16 protein-coding genes are annotated in these 15,692 nt (G+C 65.2%); 10 read left to right on the forward strand and 6 right to left on the reverse strand.

What is annotated here, in order from left to right:
• Window positions 1-9: 9 nt before the first annotated feature.
• Together llg_RS10510 and llg_RS10515 are read left to right on the forward strand one after the other, a co-directional pair.
• On the forward strand, window positions 10-1,362 hold the full coding sequence (locus tag llg_RS10510) for a nucleotide pyrophosphatase/phosphodiesterase family protein (protein ID WP_338289851.1): 1,353 nt from the start codon (window positions 10-12) through the stop codon (window positions 1,360-1,362).
• A gap of 172 nt (window positions 1,363-1,534) precedes the next feature.
• Window positions 1,535-2,419, forward strand: coding sequence for a metallophosphoesterase (locus llg_RS10515; protein WP_338289852.1), 885 nt, complete (start codon window positions 1,535-1,537; stop codon window positions 2,417-2,419).
• A 146-nt stretch (window positions 2,420-2,565) separates the two neighbouring features.
• Here llg_RS10515 and llg_RS10520 read toward each other — a convergent pair whose 3' ends face one another.
• Genes llg_RS10520 through llg_RS10530 form a run of 3 tightly spaced genes read right to left on the reverse strand, consistent with a single transcriptional unit; the run spans window position 2,566 to window position 4,056 of the window.
• Window positions 2,566-2,970 (reverse strand): PIN domain-containing protein, encoded by a 405-nt coding sequence (locus llg_RS10520; RefSeq protein ID WP_338289853.1) that lies wholly within the window; start codon window positions 2,968-2,970, stop codon window positions 2,566-2,568.
• 3 nt (window positions 2,971-2,973) lie between these two features.
• Window positions 2,974-3,216 carry an AbrB/MazE/SpoVT family DNA-binding domain-containing protein gene (locus llg_RS10525; protein WP_338289855.1) on the reverse strand — a complete coding sequence of 81 codons (243 nt, stop codon included), beginning with the start codon at window positions 3,214-3,216 and terminating at the stop codon, window positions 2,974-2,976.
• A gap of 45 nt (window positions 3,217-3,261) precedes the next feature.
• Window positions 3,262-4,056, reverse strand: coding sequence for a histidinol-phosphatase HisJ family protein (locus tag llg_RS10530; protein WP_338289856.1), 795 nt, complete (start codon window positions 4,054-4,056; stop codon window positions 3,262-3,264).
• 76 nt (window positions 4,057-4,132) lie between these two features.
• Here llg_RS10530 and llg_RS10535 point away from each other — a divergent pair, with 76 nt between their 5' ends.
• The 3 genes from llg_RS10535 (at window position 4,133) to llg_RS10545 (ending at window position 9,057) form a co-directional block, all read left to right on the forward strand.
• Entirely contained in the window at window positions 4,133-5,206 is a 1,074-nt protein-coding gene (locus llg_RS10535) for a phosphate acyltransferase (protein WP_338289857.1), read from the forward strand.
• Entirely contained in the window at window positions 5,203-6,027 is an 825-nt protein-coding gene (locus llg_RS10540; RefSeq protein WP_338289858.1) for a methyltransferase domain-containing protein, read from the forward strand. Before llg_RS10535 ends, llg_RS10540 begins: the two co-directional genes overlap by 4 nt.
• 72 nt (window positions 6,028-6,099) lie before the next feature.
• Window positions 6,100-9,057: a hypothetical protein gene (locus llg_RS10545; protein ID WP_338289859.1), complete on the forward strand. Its 2,958-nt coding sequence runs from the start codon at window positions 6,100-6,102 to the stop codon at window positions 9,055-9,057.
• A 169-nt stretch (window positions 9,058-9,226) separates the two neighbouring features.
• Here llg_RS10545 and llg_RS10550 read toward each other — a convergent pair whose 3' ends face one another.
• Entirely contained in the window at window positions 9,227-9,448 is a 222-nt protein-coding gene (locus llg_RS10550) for a hypothetical protein (RefSeq protein WP_338289861.1), read from the reverse strand.
• 107 nt (window positions 9,449-9,555) lie between these two features.
• Here llg_RS10550 and llg_RS10555 point away from each other — a divergent pair, with 107 nt between their 5' ends.
• Window positions 9,556-10,419, forward strand: coding sequence for a GH25 family lysozyme (locus tag llg_RS10555; RefSeq protein ID WP_338289862.1), 864 nt, complete (start codon window positions 9,556-9,558; stop codon window positions 10,417-10,419).
• Window positions 10,420-10,463: 44 nt separating this feature from the next.
• A complete protein-coding gene (locus llg_RS10560; protein ID WP_338289863.1) occupies window positions 10,464-10,907 on the forward strand; it encodes a DUF5069 domain-containing protein in 444 nt (147 codons plus the stop codon).
• 146 nt (window positions 10,908-11,053) lie between these two features.
• On the opposite strand, the gene llg_RS10565 is transcribed toward llg_RS10560, so the two are convergent.
• Complete coding sequence (locus tag llg_RS10565; RefSeq protein WP_338289865.1) at window positions 11,054-13,039, reverse strand: alpha amylase C-terminal domain-containing protein; 1,986 nt, start codon at window positions 13,037-13,039, stop codon at window positions 11,054-11,056.
• Between the two features lie 147 nt (window positions 13,040-13,186).
• On the opposite strand from llg_RS10565, the gene llg_RS10570 reads away from it, so the two are divergent.
• Window positions 13,187-13,612 carry a hypothetical protein gene (locus tag llg_RS10570; protein ID WP_338289866.1) on the forward strand — a complete coding sequence of 142 codons (426 nt, stop codon included), beginning with the start codon at window positions 13,187-13,189 and terminating at the stop codon, window positions 13,610-13,612.
• 61 nt (window positions 13,613-13,673) lie between these two features.
• On the opposite strand, the gene llg_RS10575 is transcribed toward llg_RS10570, so the two are convergent.
• Entirely contained in the window at window positions 13,674-14,198 is a 525-nt protein-coding gene (locus llg_RS10575) for a cob(I)yrinic acid a,c-diamide adenosyltransferase (RefSeq protein ID WP_338289867.1), read from the reverse strand.
• 216 nt (window positions 14,199-14,414) lie between these two features.
• Here llg_RS10575 and llg_RS10580 point away from each other — a divergent pair, with 216 nt between their 5' ends.
• Together llg_RS10580 and llg_RS10585 are read left to right on the forward strand one after the other, a co-directional pair.
• A complete protein-coding gene (locus llg_RS10580) occupies window positions 14,415-15,167 on the forward strand; it encodes a 7-carboxy-7-deazaguanine synthase QueE (RefSeq protein ID WP_338289868.1) in 753 nt (250 codons plus the stop codon).
• 106 nt (window positions 15,168-15,273) lie between these two features.
• Entirely contained in the window at window positions 15,274-15,675 is a 402-nt protein-coding gene (locus llg_RS10585; RefSeq protein WP_338289869.1) for a hypothetical protein, read from the forward strand.
• Window positions 15,676-15,692 lie beyond the last annotated feature (17 nt).

The raw sequence follows: 15,692 nt of genomic DNA on the forward strand, positions 1-15,692 counted from the left end.
CCCTCTCTCATGCGCCTCGCCGTCATCAATGTCGTCGGTCTCTCGAAGTCGCTGCTCCCGCACGCGCCGTTCCTGAAGGCGTTCGCGGAGAAACACGGCCTCCAGAGCTTCCGGCCCGCCTTTCCGGCGGTGACCTGCACGGCGCAGTCGTCGATGCTGACCGGCACCACGCCCGCGGAGCACGGCGCGGTGGCCAATGGCTGGTATGACCGCGAGTCCGCCGAGGTTCGTTTCTGGAAGCAGAGCAACCACCTGGTCCACGGCGAGAAGGTTTGGGACACGCTCCGCCGCGAGGTCCCCGGCTTCACCTGCGCGAAGCTGTTCTGGTGGTACAACATGTATTCCACCGCGGATTGGTCGATGACCCCGCGTCCGCTCTATCCGGCGGATGGCCGCAAGGTCTTCGACATCCACACCCAGCCGATGGGCCTGCGCGAGGAAGTGAAGGCCGATCTCGGCCCGTTCCCGTTTCCCGCGTTCTGGGGCCCGGCATCCGGCATCGCGTCTTCCGAATGGATCGCGAACTCCGCGAAGTGGACCGAGAACAAGCACAGCCCGACGCTCAGCCTCGTTTACCTGCCGCACCTCGATTACTCGCTGCAGAAGGTCGGGCCGGACGATCCCTCGATCCCGTCGGAAGTCGCCGCCATCGATCGCGTCGTCGCGGACCTGGTGACCTACTACGAATCCCGTGGCGTCAAATCCTTGATCCTTTCCGAATACGGCATTTCGCCGGTCCACCAGCCGGTCCACCTCAACCGGGTCTTCCGCGAAAAGGGCTGGCTGTCGATCAAGGAGGAACTCGGTCTGGAGACCTTGGATTGCGGGGGCTGCAAGGTCTTCGCGGTCGCCGATCACCAGGTCGCGCACGTTTACGTGAACGACCACTCGCTGCTCGGCGAGGTCAAGGCGCTGCTGGCGGCCACTCCGGGCGTCGACGAGGTCCGTGAGGTCGAGGGCTCCGGCATCGGCGCGGAGCGGGCGGGGGAACTCGTGGCCATTTCCAAGCCGGACGCGTGGTTCACCTACTACTTCTGGGTCGATGATGCGAAGGCCCCCGACTACGCTCGCTGCATCGACATCCACCGCAAGCCCGGCTACGACCCGGTGGAGTTGTTCCTCGATCCTGCCCTTCGTTTCCCCAAGCTGAAGATCGCGAAGTTCCTGCTGAAGAAGAAGCTCGGTTTCCGTGGCCTGATGGACGTCATCCCGCTGGACGCCACGCTGGTGAAGGGCTCGCACGGCCGCGATATCGTGCCCGAGAACGAACAGCCGGTGTTGCTCGGCTCCTCGTTCCCGGTTCATGGTGCCGAGGATGTTTTCCAGGCCATCCGGGCTGAGTTCCAAGTAGCGCGAAGCTGAGCTTCGCGTGTGGTGATAAGCCGCGATGAGAGTAATGGGTGCCCCTTTTCCTCAAAGGGCTGCAACCCGCACGCGAAGCCAAGCTTCGCGCTACCTCAAGATCGCCAAATCGCCCACGACTTCGGCGGTTTCGCCCATAGGTGGCCAGCTCCGTTTCCGTTAAGTCAGGACGATGTCACACCCGTCCCTCAACCGCCGCGGCTTCCTCACCCTCGGGGCCGCCACTGCCGCTTCGCTGCCGATGGGCACCTTGGCCGCGCCTGCTCCCGGTGCGCCCCTCACCATCCTCCACCTCACTGATATCCACCTGCGTCCGGAGCACGACGCGCCCTCACGCTGCCGGAAGATCCTGCGAGCCATCCGCCAGAAACACCGCGACATCAATCTCGTCGTCAACACCGGCGACAGCATCTACGCCGCCGACTACAAGAACATCACCCGCGAGCGGGTCGAGGAGCAGTGGAAGCTCTGGGACGAGGTGGTCGTGGCGGAGCTCAAGGGCCTGCCCATGCTCCACACCGTCGGCAACCACGATCCCTGGTGGGCCGCTCCGGAAGGCGATCCGATGCGCGGCATTCCCTATGTCTGCAAGCGCCTCGGCATCGCGGAGCCGTATGGCCACACGAAGCAGGGCGGTTGGGAGATCATCACCTTGGAAAACTCCGGCGGCTCGCTCGGCAAGCCGCAGCAGGACTGGCTGTTCCAGAAACTCGACTCGCTGCCGAAGAGCGCCCCGCTCCTCCTGGCCGGCCACCTGCCGCTGCTCTCCCTCGCGGGCGACTACGACGGCGGCAACATGGGCGGCGCGAAGGCCGTGATCGACAAGCTCGCCGCGCGCGAGGCTCCGGTCGTCGCCCTCAGCGGCCACATCCACATCCAGAGCAGCGAGGCGCTCTGGAACATCCGCTTCCACTGCAATGGCGCGCTCAGCGGCTCGTGGTGGGAACCCGGCGACCGCAAGGACGGCAGCTACAAGCGCACCCCCATGGGCTACGCCCTGCTCAAGCTCTGGCCGGATGGGCGCAGTGAATGCCGCTACCTGCCGCTGCCAGCGTAGCTGAAAGCTCCGCTTTCAGAATGTAGGGGGAAGCTCCAGCTTTCCCTCTGTGGGGTAGGAGATCATTTGGCCTAACCGCCCGCCGCCAACTGGAGCTGGCGGAGACAATCCGAAAGCTGGAGCTTCCGGCTACAACGCCGTCATGCTCACTTGGCCAGATCCCGTGTCTTCACCAACTTGCCCGGGATTTGGCTCATGTGTTTGTCGCGGTGCACCAGTGTTGCGTCGCGCGAACTGGCGGCAGCCGCAATGAGCGCATCCGCCAGCGGCAGCCGGCCGGGAGTTTTCCGCCCGATTTCGAATGCCTCCCACGCGATCGCATCGTCGATGGAGACGACTTCGGAAAAAATGAGCCGGTAGTTTTGCAGGGCGGTGCTGATCTCGGACTCTGAAGCTCCCAATTCGACCATGCGCCGTGCGAACTCCGCCACCGTCACGCTCGCAATGATCAAGGACGCGTCGGTGTTTTCGAAAAGCTGGTGAACGGCTTCCCAGCCGGCTTCCTGGCGGTAGTGGGCCAGCAAGGCAGAGGTATCGAGCAGGTAGGTCATCGCTCAACCTTCGGTTGCCCGTTCCTTGACCAGTTCCGCCACCGCGTCCCGTTTGGGCGAATGCTTCTTTCCTGCTCCCAGCAGGCGGCGCGCAAGTTCCGTGCGGTCTGGAATCACCCGGACGAGGATTTCGTCGCGCCCCTCCACCGCCTCCCAGTCCAGCTTGAAACCGGGCTTGATGCCAAAAACCCGGCCCACCTCCGCCGGAATGGTGACCATGTTTTTCTGGGTGACGGTCGTGATCATGGAATCCACTCTAGTCATGGATTTCCGGAAATCAAGGAGTGGCGGTTACAACGCCTCGCTCCGCCGCTTCCGCCCCTCGAACAACAGCGTCTCCCGATATCCCGCCGCCTTCGCCCATTCGATGGCCTTGGGGAAATCCCGCGCCACTTCGGATGGGTGGTGCGAATCCGAGGAAATCACCAGCGGGATGCCCGCCGAGCAGGCCAGTTCCAGGAACCGCGGGGCCGGGTAGGCCTCCGCGCAGGGCTTGTGCCAGCCGGCGGTGTTCAGCTCGATGGCGCAGCCGGAGGCGGCGATGGCGTCGATCGCCGGTTCGTAGAAGCGGTCGAGGTCGCCGCCCGGGACGTGGGCGAACTTTTTCACCAGGTCCGCGTGGCCGAGGATGTCGAATAGTCCGCTCTCCGCCATCTGCGCGTAGGTGTTCCAATAATGGCTCCACACCGCGTCCACGTCGGATTCGGCCCAGCGGCCCAGCCACTTGGGATTGTCGAAGTCCCAGTCTCCCAGATAGTGGACCGATCCGATCAAATAATCCCAGGCGTAGCGCCCAGCCAGATCCTCGATCCAGCCCTCGCAGCCGGCCAGCCAATCGCACTCCAAACCCGCCCGGACGGGGATCCGCCCGGCGGCACGGGCCCGCGCGCGGTCCAGCCACGAGAAATATTCCGGCAGGTCGGCCACCGCCATCCGCCAGTCGTCGAAGGGCTCCGGGACGGCCGGGGCGTGGTCGGAAATGCCGTATTCCGTTAGGCCAGCGGCGATCGCGGCGTCGATGTAGGCTTCCGGTTCGCCCTCGGCGTGGTGGCAAAGGGGCGTGTGGGTGTGGTAATCGGCTGGCACTCTGGCGGATTCGGGGTTGAAGGACTTTCAGCAGGGATACTAGAGTAACGGCACGGTGCAAGAGCACCGAATTCTCATGTCGACCCTTTCCTCTGAAGCACCCGCCGGCAACGCCTTCACGCGCCACCTGATCGAAGCCCTCCGCCGGCACCCGAAACGCATCGTGTTCACGGAAGGGGAGGATCTCCGCGTGCTCCAGGCCGCGGAGCGGCTGGTGGCCGCCGAGGCCGTGGCCCCGATCCTGCTGGGCGACAAGGAGCGCATCCGCGCCCTGGCCGGGGACAACGGTGTGAAGCTCACCTTCATCAACATCATCGACCCGCCGAAGTCGTCCGATTTCCAGCTCTTCTGCCAGCGCGTCGACAACATGGCCCGCTACCGCAACATGCAGGTCGGCGATGCCGCGGAGATCGTCGCCCGCCCGCACTACTTCGGCGCGCTGATGACCCAGTATGGCCAGGCGGACGGTCTGGTCGGCGGTAACAAGGCCCTCCCGGCCGCGCTGTTCCGCGCCCTGATCAACACCATCAAGCCGCTGCCCAACGTGCCGAAGATCTTCGGCGCGATGGTGCTCGTCGGCGACCACCTGAAGCACGTCGGCGGCAGCGGCGTGCTGTTCATGGCGGATTGCGGCCTGATCCCGCAGCCGTCCGTCGACCAGCTCGCGGCCATCGCCATTGAAACCGGCAAGGTCGCCCGCCATTTCCTCGGCCGCACCGCCAAGGTCGCCCTGCTCAGCCACTCGACGAAGGGCTCCGCCGTGACCGACGAGGCGCGCAAGATGATCGCCGCCACCGCCATCGCCCGCGATGTGGTGCAGAAGGAGTACCTCGATCTCGACATCGATGGCGAACTCCAGGCGGACGTCGCCCTCGACCCGGCCGCCGCCGAGGTGAAGCTGCCGGACGCCAAGGTCCGCCAGACCGCCGATGTGCTGGTGTTCCCGAACCTCGATGCCGGCCACATTTCCCTGAAACTGCTCCAGCACGTCGCGGGGGCCCAGGGTTACGGCCAGCTCATCCTCGGCCTCGCCCGCCCCGCCGCCCAGGTGCCGCGGACGGCCTCGGTCGAAACGATCTTCGGCACCGCCGCCGCGGTGGGCGTCGAAGCCATCAAGTCCCATCAGGTCTTTCCGGACGGCGAGGTGTGAAAACCATCGGCGCGGCCCGGCACTACGACACGCTCGACGTGTGGTACCGCGCGCTGTGGGGTGACCACCTGCACCATGGGATCTGGCATCCGGAGACGCCGGACCGGGCGGAGGCGAATGCCAACCTGCTCCGCGCCGTCGCGCAGGCGGCCGGGCTCCGGCCCGGCATGCGGGTGTGCGATGTCGGCTGCGGCTACGGCGGCCCGGCGCGGTGGCTGGCCGGCCATTTCGAGGTCGAGGTGACCGGGGTGACCATTTCACCGGTCCAATACGAGGCCGCCAAACGGCGGACCCGCGATCCCCGCGTCCGTTACCTGTTGGGCGATTGGCTGGGGAGCGGCCTGCCGGAAGGGGAGTTCGACGCCGTCGTGGCCATCGAATCGGTCTTTCATTTCACCGAACCGCGGGCGGCGTGCCGGGAAATGATCCGGGTGGTGAAGCCCGGCCACCGGATTGTCATCGCCGGGTGGATCATCGGCGACCTCGTGCCCGCGTGGGCGCGATGGCTGTTGATCGAGCCGATCCGCGCTGCGGGCGAGATGCCGGGGTTGGCCGATGAGTGGACCTGCCGCAGGCGGTTCGAGGAGGAGGGGGCGGAGGCGGTGTCGATGACGCGCCTGGGCATGCTGGTGGAGCAATCGTGGTCCGATGCGATGGGCCGCGCTCTGCGCGGGTTGCTGCGGAATCCGGTGTTGAGATGGGAGGCGCTGCGGCACCCGGTCCAGACGCTGCGTCTGGCGGTGAGTTCGCTGCGGATCTGGACTGCCTACCGCTGGGGGTTTCTCGATTACTTGATTCTGGCGGTGGAGCGGAACCGGTGAGCGAGGGTTTTTGTGGGAAAGAATCGGGAATTGTGTGCGTAGATTGCGCGTAAATTTTTTGTTTTCTTGGTCATGAAGCGTTTTCGACTCTTGGGTTCCGGATGGGTGTGGATGTCTCTGGTGTGTTCGGCGTCGGCCGCGCCGGAGACGTTGAAGATGGGTAACGATCTGGTGCAGCGCGAGTTGACCTTCGATGGCAAGGCATGGCGGACCACCCGGTTCATCGCCGGGACCGAATCCCTCGAAACGCAGAGCGATGAGTTCCACATCCGGATGATGGATGACGCGGAGTTCACCGTTTCCGATTTCGTCGCCGCCGGGCAGCCAGTGGAAACCAAGGATGGCGGGACCTCCGTGTGGACGATCCGCTACCAGCGCCCGGCTGGCCTGAAGGCCGGTCCCTCGATGCCGGTGGCGGTGACCGTCCGCTATTCGGTGGCCCCGGGCGAGCGCTGGACGCGGAAGGCGGTGGCGCTGGAATTTCCGGACGAAGCCACGGTCGACCGTCTGGAGGTCGAGCGTTTCTCCGCGCAGGGCGTTGCCACCCGCGGGGGGCGCGGTGAGCCGGTCTTCCTCGGTGACCGCTGGTTCTTCGGGCTCGAATACCCGGCCGGTCACAGCCGCCACACCGATGGCAATACGCCCGAGCCGGACAAGCACCACTACGAGCTGGTGGGGAACTACAGCTTCGTGGATCTGGAGGGGCACGACAAGGATGCCCACCCGCGTCCCGGGCTGATCCGCCTGTTCCATTTCCCCGGCTACGCGGTGAAGGATGGCGGCACGTGGAAGGTGGCGAGCAAGACCGCGGTGGCGGGCGGCGGCGCGTCCGCTCCAGTGACCGGCCAGTTCCAAGGCTACCTGAAGACCATTCAGAAGGCGGACCGCAGCTTCACCCACTACAACAATTGGTTCGATCCGGCGGGGAAGTCGCTGAAGGTCGATAGCTTCACCGCCATCTACCGGGACTTCGCCAAGGCGGTGAAACCGTATGGGGTGAAGATCGACGCGATGGTGCCGGACGATGGCTGGCAGAACCGCAAGTCGGTGTGGGAACCGACGCCGCGGGATTTCCCCGGTGGTTTCCCGGATCTGGTGGCGCTCAGCGAGGCGCTGCGGAAAGAGGGAACCGAGCTGGGGCTATGGCTGGCGCTGGACGGAACCAACACGGACGTCAAGTGGGGCGAGAGCCAGGGCTATCCACGGGCGAAGGCAAACAAGTATTTCTCCCGCTACTTCGCCCACTATTCACTGAGCCATCCGGCGTATCAGGAGTTGCTGCGCAAGCAGCTTGTCCGCCTCGCGGGGGAGGGGAAGGTCGGCTACTTCAAGCATGACTTCAACCACCTCTCCGATGTGGGAGAGGGCAACGGCCACCCGCCGACCGACCGCCACGGCCACGAGGCGAACGTGGACGCGATGATCTCGCTGCTGAAATCCACCCGCGAGGCGAACCCGCGGGTCTATCAGAACCTCACCAACTGGATGTGGTTCTCGCCGTGGTGGCTGATGCACGGCGACGCGCTGTGGATGCTGGCGGGCGACGACGGTGCGAACGGCAACTGGCCGGAGCTTTCCGTGCGGAACATGGCTACCACCGACCGCGACACCTTCCTGTGGCGCATGTGGGGCGATCCCAAGGATCGCCCGCTGGTCCCCGTTTCCCGCCTGATGACCCACGGTATCATCCTCAACGAGCGCCACCAGCTCGAAGGACCCGGCGACGGCGTCCGGGAGTGGGCGGACCACGTGATGATGTACTATGGCCGTGGTATCCAAATGAAGGAGTGGTATATCACGCCGAAAACCTCCACGCCGGAGCACTGGAAGGCGCTCGGGACCATCCACCGCTGGGCGGAGAAGAACTTCAAGGCGCTGGCGAAGACCGACTACGTCGGCGGCCGTCCGGACGAGGGCCATGTTTACGGCTACATCGGCTGGGACGGCGGCCACGGTGTGCTGGTGACGCGGAATCCCTCCGCGGAAACGCAGGTGCTGGAGATTCCGTCCGCGCCGTTGCCCGGCGGGGGCTCCTCGCGGGTGGTGTTCCCGTACCATGGCGCGGCTCCGGTTTCCTGGAGCGGCGGCACGATCCGGGTGGAGGTGCCCGGTTACCAGACCCTCGCGCTGGAGGTCGATGCGGGCCCGGCGAAGCGGGACGCCGCCTTGTCCGCCGTGCCGGTGAAGGTGTCCGGCAAGGAGTCCGCGGCGATGCTTCCCTCGGACACCAAGGGCCGCGCGGAGGTGCTGGTCATCGGTTATCCGGACCTGCCGGAAGTGAAGATCAATGGCCAGGTGGCCACCCCGCTCCGCACCAGCAAGGCGAAGCTCAATCCCTTCCCCGGCTACGCCCGTGCCGGTATGCCGAGCGACAAGGCCCGGGCTTGGACGATGGCGTCGTTCGACGTGAAGGCTTTGGTTGGGAAAGAACTCAAGGTCTCGCTGGGGGGGACGGAGGGTAGTGAGGCCACCGCCGAGGCCTGGCTGTTGGTCGAGCGCGCGGGCAAGGACGCGTCGTTCCCCGAGGACACCGTGCCGTGGGCGATCGATGCCGGGTTGCGCCGCCAGACGGTGCGCTTGATTGCGGAGGCCCCGGTGGCCGCGACCGCCCTTGAAACCCGCGCTCTCACCCCGGCGGAGTTTGCCGGCGTGAAGGCCGCGAAGCTGACGATCGGCCTGTTCGGTGTGAACGACCGCAAGTCCGGGGAAAAGACGCTGTGGTTGAACGGTCGCAAGCTCGCCGAACTGCCCGCGGGCGGTGACCAGTGGCAGACGAAGTCCCTCGATTTGGATGCGGAAGCGGTGAAGGGCTTGAAGGCGTCCAATGCGATCGAGGTCCGCCGCTCGACCGCCGAGGACAAGTTCAAGTTCCGCGCCGCCCGCCTGCGGGTGCAGCTCGCGGACGGAATCTGGGTCCAGTCCTCCGCCCAACCGGCCGCTCAAACCACCGACAAGGATTGGGCTTTTTTCGAGGGTTCCGCATTCACCACCCAGGAGGCCTCCGCTCCGGTGACGCTGGAGTTCAAGTGACGCCGATGTAGTCGAAAGCTCTGCTTTCGAATTGTCTCCGCCAGCTCCGTTGGCGGAGGCCGGTTGGGCCGGGCGATCTCCACTCCCAAAGGGAAAGCTGGAGCTTCTCCCTACATTCTGAAAGCGGAGCTTTCAGCTACATTGTGGCGTGGGGCGGAGGTCGCGTGAATCACTTCTGCTTCACGCCCACCACGGTCAGCAACACGCCCACACCCAGCACCGCCCAGCCGATGATCGGGGGCACGTGATGGTGCTCCTGGACATCCGCCTGCACCTTGATCGGGCCGGCGTCGATGATGTTCTCCCGTTTCGTGGTCGTGAATCCGTCGTAAGCGAGCAGGATCGCGCCGACGATGATGAGAATCACTCCGATGAGGGTCTGGCCTTTCATGGTTCTCTAACATCACCCCGATCCGCCCGGAATCCAGTGGAAATCCGTTTCCGCTAGGTTTCGACTTCGACAGGAGCCGGGCCCTGGGGCAGGATGGGCTCAAACGCATGAAAAAGCTCCTGCTGCTTCTCCCTCTCGTCGGCCTGCTCACCCAGTGCGGTGGCGGTGGTTCAGGAATCCCGTCGCCGCGGCGGCCCCAGGTCATCAATGTCTCCGGCTACGATCCGAAGGAAAAACAGCGGGCGGGCCGGTCCTACTCCGAGCACGACGTTTCCGCCCTCCGCGCGAACGGGGCCCAGGGCCTGATCGCCCGCTGTGGCAAGGGCGGCGTGCTCGACACCAAGTGCGCCAATTTCCTCGCCTCCGCCGACCGCGCCGGGATGCTGGTGGGGGCCTACTACCGCCTCCAGACGCACGTCGATGCCGCGGCCCAGGCCGACCAGTTCGTCACCCGCATGCAGCAGATCGCGCGATCCCGCTCGTGGCGCACCGGCCGCCTCCTGCTGTGCGGCGATTTCGACGCGAACTCCCGCCTCTCCGACATCACCCGCTTCATCGACCGGGTCGAATCCCGCACCGGCGTCACGCCCGTGATCTACCTGGAGAACAGCGAACACATGAAACTGATGCTGCGCTCCGCCGACTCCGCCACCAAAGCGAAGCTACGCCGCTCCCCGTACTGGGTGGCCCTCTATTCCCACTCCAGCGGCGCGGGCCGGATCTTCCCCGCGCCCGGCAACCCGGAGGGGCTGGTGAAGCAGTATGACGTCTGGCACGATTGGACGCTGTGGCAGTACGGGGGCGTCGATTGGCAGCACGGCCGCTCGATCCCGAAGCACTATTCGCACGGCCGTTTCCGCTCGGGCCCGTATTTCGGCAACCTCGACCGGCCGGTGGAGCGCAATGTCTTCAACGGCAGCTCCGGCGAGCTGTCCTCGTTCTGGGCCCGCCACGGGATGTCGGCGAACTGATGGAGTTTGAACGGCGCGCCGGGCTGTGCTTGGTTGGGGACGCCATGAACAAGATCGTCCCTCTCATCAGTTCCGGCGTCGCCGGGCCGCTCGGCGTGCTCCACTTGCCGCGTCTTTGGCTGAAGGTCTCCCTCGCCTCCGTGGGCAAGCTCGCCGACGGCTACCCGGCCATCGGCAAGGGCTTCGACAAGATGGTCATCGATGCTCTCGGCCTGACCGAGGATGCCGTGACCGGATACATCGACGAGCACCATCCCACCTACCCGCAGTTCGAGGAGTGGATTCTCGAACAAAAGGGCTCGAAGACCGACGCCGCCACCATCGAGAAACTCAACCGCGCGATCCGTGGCTACAACCACGGCGACGCCACCCGCCAGTCGATCCTCGTCGAGGCCGGCATCGACGAGGACAAGCCGCCGTTCCTCGACGCGATCAACCTGAACAACCTCGACGACTGGGCCACGTTCCACGACGCGGAACTGGATTGAGGAGTAGCACAACTTTCCAAGTTGTGAGTGGGATGATTCGCGAACGCCCATGCAGGTTCAGTCCGTCTTTGAGTGGGCCACTCGGAGGCGGACTGAACCTGCATGCGACTTCGCGGATCTCTCGACCCGCAAGTTGAAAACTTACGCTACTTGGCGAACACCAGCGCCGTGCGTGCCGGGGTGTAGACGCTCAGCTTGCCCTCCTCATCGACCGGATAGGCGATGGTTCGGTCGATGCGGCCCTGGCCGCCGTATTCCGCGGCATCGGTATCGAGCACCACGTGGTAGTCGCCGGTGCCGTTGACCGGCAGGCGGTAGTCCGGGATCGAGCGGTCCACGGACAGGTTGATCACGAAGATCAGGTTGCCGCGCTCGGCGCAGATCACCTGGTTGGTCAGATCCAGGTTCAGCACCTGCGCCTGTGGGGTGGCGAGGAGGTGGTGGTAGTCGGCGAGTCCGACCAGCGCGCGGTCGAAGGCGGCCAGCCACTTGTATTTCAGGTCAGGATGGTCGACCAGCGACCACTGGCGGCGGCAGTGGTGGAACGACCAGCCATTGCCCTCGCGCGGGAAGTCGAGCCACTCCGGGTGGCCGAACTCGTTGCCCATGAAATTCAGCCAGCCCTCGCCGCCGAAGGAGAGGGTGATCAGGCGGATGAGCTTGTGCAGCGCGATGCCGCGCTCGATCACCGGATTCGGGTCGGTGAGCGCCATGTGCCAGTACATGTCCTTGTCCATCAGCCGGAAGGCGATCGTCTTGTCGCCCACCAGAGCCTGATCATGGCTCTCCGCGTAGGCGATGGTCGGCTCGCCATGGCGGCGGTTGGTGACCACGTTCCAGAGCTGGCCGAGGTCCCAGCTTTCATCGGGGACCTCCTTGAGCAGCTTGATCCAGTGGTCGGGCAGGCCCATCGCCAGGCGGTGGGTGAAGCCGACGCCACCTTCCTCCACCGGGCGACACAGCCCGGGCATACCGGACATGTCCTCCGCCACCACCAGCGCGCCCGGTTTCAGGCGGTGGATCAGGGTGGTCGCGAGCTGGAGGTAGAGGATCGCGTCCTCCTCGGCATCGCCGCCGAAGTAGTCGTCGTAGCTGTTGAAGGCCTTGTTGCCGTGGGAGTGGTAGAGCATCGAGGTCACGCCATCGAAGCGGAAACCATCGAAATGGAACTCCTCCAGCCACCAGCGGAGGTTGGAGAGCAGGAACTGGCGGACCTCCGGGCGGCCGTAGTCGAAGCACTTCGAGTCCCACGAGGGGTGGTCGCCGCGGTCCCCGGCGTGGAAATACTGGTTCCCCGAGCCATCGAAGTCATTGAGACCCTCCGCCATGTTCTTCACGGCGTGGGAATGGACCACGTCCAGCAGCACCGCGATCCCGAGCCCGTGGGCGGTATCGACCAGGTGCTTCAGGTCATCCGGCGTGCCGGAGCGGGACGAGGCGGCGAAGAACGAGGAGACGTGGTAGCCGAAGGAGCCGTAGTAGGGATGCTCCTGCACGGCCATCAACTGCACGGTGTTGTAACCGGCGGCTTTGATCCGCGGCAGCACCTGCTCGGCGAACTCGCGGTAGGTGTGGACCCGGCCTTCCTCGCCGGACATGCCGACGTGGGCTTCGTAAATGAACGGGCTCTTGACCGTGGCGGGATCGAAGCTGTGCTGCCAGGCGTAGGGGTTCGGCGGGCTCCAGATCTGGCCGGAGTAATCGTGGGTCACCGGGTCCTGCACCGCGCGGCGGATGCAGGCGGGGACGCGGTCGCGGCGGGAACCATCGGCGCCGACCACGTGGAGCTTCACGCGCTGGCCGTGGCCGAGGGTGTCGGCGGGCAGCTTCAATTGCCAGATGCCGCCGGTCGACTGAACCAGCGGGTGCGTGTCGCGGTTCCAGCGGTTGAAGTCCCCGATCAGCGACACGGCCTTCGCCTTGGGAGCCCACTCGCGGACGATCCAGGACTTCGAGGATTCCTGCCAGTGGATGCCGGTGAACTTGTGCCCGGTGGCGTAGGCGGCGAGCGAGCCTGTTTGATGCTCAATGCCTTTGAGCGTTTCGCGGAAGCGGTTCAGACGACGGCGGATCGCCTCTTCGTGGGGTTGCAGCCAAGGGTCGTTATGAACCAACAGCGGGATTTCGCTCATGCGCCTTCACTCTTGCTCATCCCGTGCCACAAGAAAGACGAAACGCCGTATTTTTACGGACTGTCACAGGGCTTGTTGAATTCAATCCTGAGTATCTGGAGTAGAAAAATCATCAAAATAAACATTAGTGAATTGACAATGTTAGTCATGAAGTGCATCCAAGGGGCGTGCCCCACGGGCGCACAGACGAAAATGAACGCGAAGTCCTACCTGCTGCCAGACACGCGCAGCCTGGAACCAGAGCTTTCCTTCGAGGGAGGCTGGGATTCCCGGGCGGTGTCCGATCTCATCCGTAGCAAGAGCACCCAGGATCGCACCCCGGCTTGTCTGTTCCTTGGCCGCAAGGAGGCCGCGCTGCTGCGCGGGCACCTCGCGCAGGCCTTTGGAGCCAATGCCGTCGCGACCCTCCGGAGCACCTACTACATGGGTCTCGAAGTGGTGGAGATCGATTGCGACTCCTTCGTCTACGTCGGCGGCCGGAAGACCGTCCGCACGCTGCAGGATCCGATCGCGCGGCGCCCGGCGTGGCGCGATCAGGACGACGCCAGCCTGTGGCGGCTCCGGCTTGCCTGACCGGCTCCTTTTATCGGTGGTTCGTTGGTGGCGGTTCCTGGCGGGACCGCCACCGCTTTTTTCAGCTCACTCGCGCGAGGATCCAGAGCAGATCGGAGAGGCGGTTGAAATAGAGCCTCACTTCCCGCGGCACCTCCTCGCCGGATTCGTGAAGGGCCAGCACCGACCGCTCGGCGCGGCGGGCGATGGTGCGGGCGAAGTCCATGCCGGCGCGGGCCAGCGAGCCCTCCGCTCCCGGCCGGGCCCAGCCGGTGAAACGCACGCCTCGTGCCTCGTGGTCCTTGGCGAGGGTTTCGAGCGCAGTCACGTCCTCGGCGTGGATGGCGGCGTAGCCCTTTTCCCGGTAACGCTCCACATCCTCCGGCAGGCAGGCGAGCTGGCCCATCAGGCCGATCAGCTTTTCCTGGATGCCATCGAGGATCGCGAGGGACTCGTCAGTAGGACCCGCGGCACGAGCGAGACCGAGGGCGGCATTCAGCTCATCGACCAGCCCCAAGGCCTCCATGCGCAGGGAGGTCTTCGCGATGCGCTTGCCGAACAGGAGATCGGTCTGCCCTTCGTCGCCGCGGCCGGTGATGATGCTCATGGGTGATTGTTAGGGAGGAGGAAGGGTGAGGGGCAACCGCGAATGAACGCCAATGGACGCGAATGGGGGAAGAGGGGCCGCGCAATTGAAGGAGCTCCGGAGACCCCGCCCCCGGAAGACCTTCCTCGCCTAAAGGCTCAACTCCTGAAAATTCGCGGCCATTGGCGTTCATTCGCGGTTCCCGTGGCGAAGGTTGCCGCCTACAGTCCTCCGCGGATGAAACTGGCGAAGCTGAACGATGGACCGGAACTGTTCTTCACCCTGCAGGGCGAGGGCGTGTCCGTCGGGCTGCCCGCGGTGTTCGTCCGTTCCTCGCGCTGTAATCTCCACTGCCATTGGTGCGATACCGACCACACCTGGAACTTCGAAGGCACGGCGTGGACCCACGAAAAGGACGGCACTCCGGGCTACAGGAAGCACCGCAAGGAGGACGTGACCTTTGAAATGGCCCCGGAAGCCATCGCAGAGCGGGTGGCGGCGTTTCCCTGCCGCCGGGTGGTGCTCACCGGTGGTGAGCCGCTGATCCAGGAGGCGGGGTGGCTGGAGCTGATCGCGGCGCTGCGGCGGCGGGATCCAGCGTATGTCTTCGAGGTGGAAACCAACGGCACCTTGGCTCCCTCCGAGGCCTTCGTGGAGGCGGTGAACCAGTTCAACGTCTCGCCGAAACTTTCGAATTCCGGCATGGCGGCCGCGATGAGGTTGAAGCCGGACGTGCTGCGGCTTCTCGTCGGGACGGGCAAGGCGTGGTTCAAGTTCGTGGTCGCCACCCCGGCGGACTTGGACGAGGTGCTGGCCCTGGTGGAGGTGATGCCGCTGCCGAAGGACCGCATCCTGCTGATGCCGGAGGGACGGACCCCGGCCGAGCTCGACCAGCGTGGTCCGTGGCTGGCGGACCTTTGCCGGGACCAGGGTTTCCGCTTCTGCGACCGGCTCCACGTGCGGCTGTGGGGGGACAAACGCGGGGTCTGAATCCTTGGATTTCAGGGTGTTTGGAAGCCAGGGGTTGATTTTCGGCCAAATTTTCCGCAACCTGCGGGCCGTGCCGGGGTTTCTCCCGGTGAATCGCCTCCCCGCCATGAACCGTAACCCGCTGCCCGAAGACGAAAACTGGGAATCGGACGCCGTCTGGAAGCTTCTCGATGAAGCCCCGCCGGTCTCCGCCGGGCCGCGCTTTGCGGACAACGTGATGCGGGCGATCCGTCTCGATGAACCGCCCGCTCCCTGGTGGAAGCGCTGGGCCCTGCCCGCCTCGATCGGTGGTCTCGTGGCCGCGACCGCGGCGATCGTGCTGACGGTCCAGGCCTTTGTGGCCCATGCTCCTGCTGCCAAGTCCGGTCCGGTGGCTGGCAACCCGCCTGCCGCCACGGAATCCTTCGACGCGGTGCAGGACATCACCGACTCCGAAGTGCTCGTCGCCGCCGCGGACCATCTGGACCGCTACAGCGATACCGAGCTGGTGAGCCTGATCAGCTTCTGATCTTCCCATCGCGGGCC

This window comes from Luteolibacter sp. LG18 (assembly GCF_036322585.1).
Lineage (GTDB): Bacteria > Verrucomicrobiota > Verrucomicrobiia > Verrucomicrobiales > Akkermansiaceae > Luteolibacter.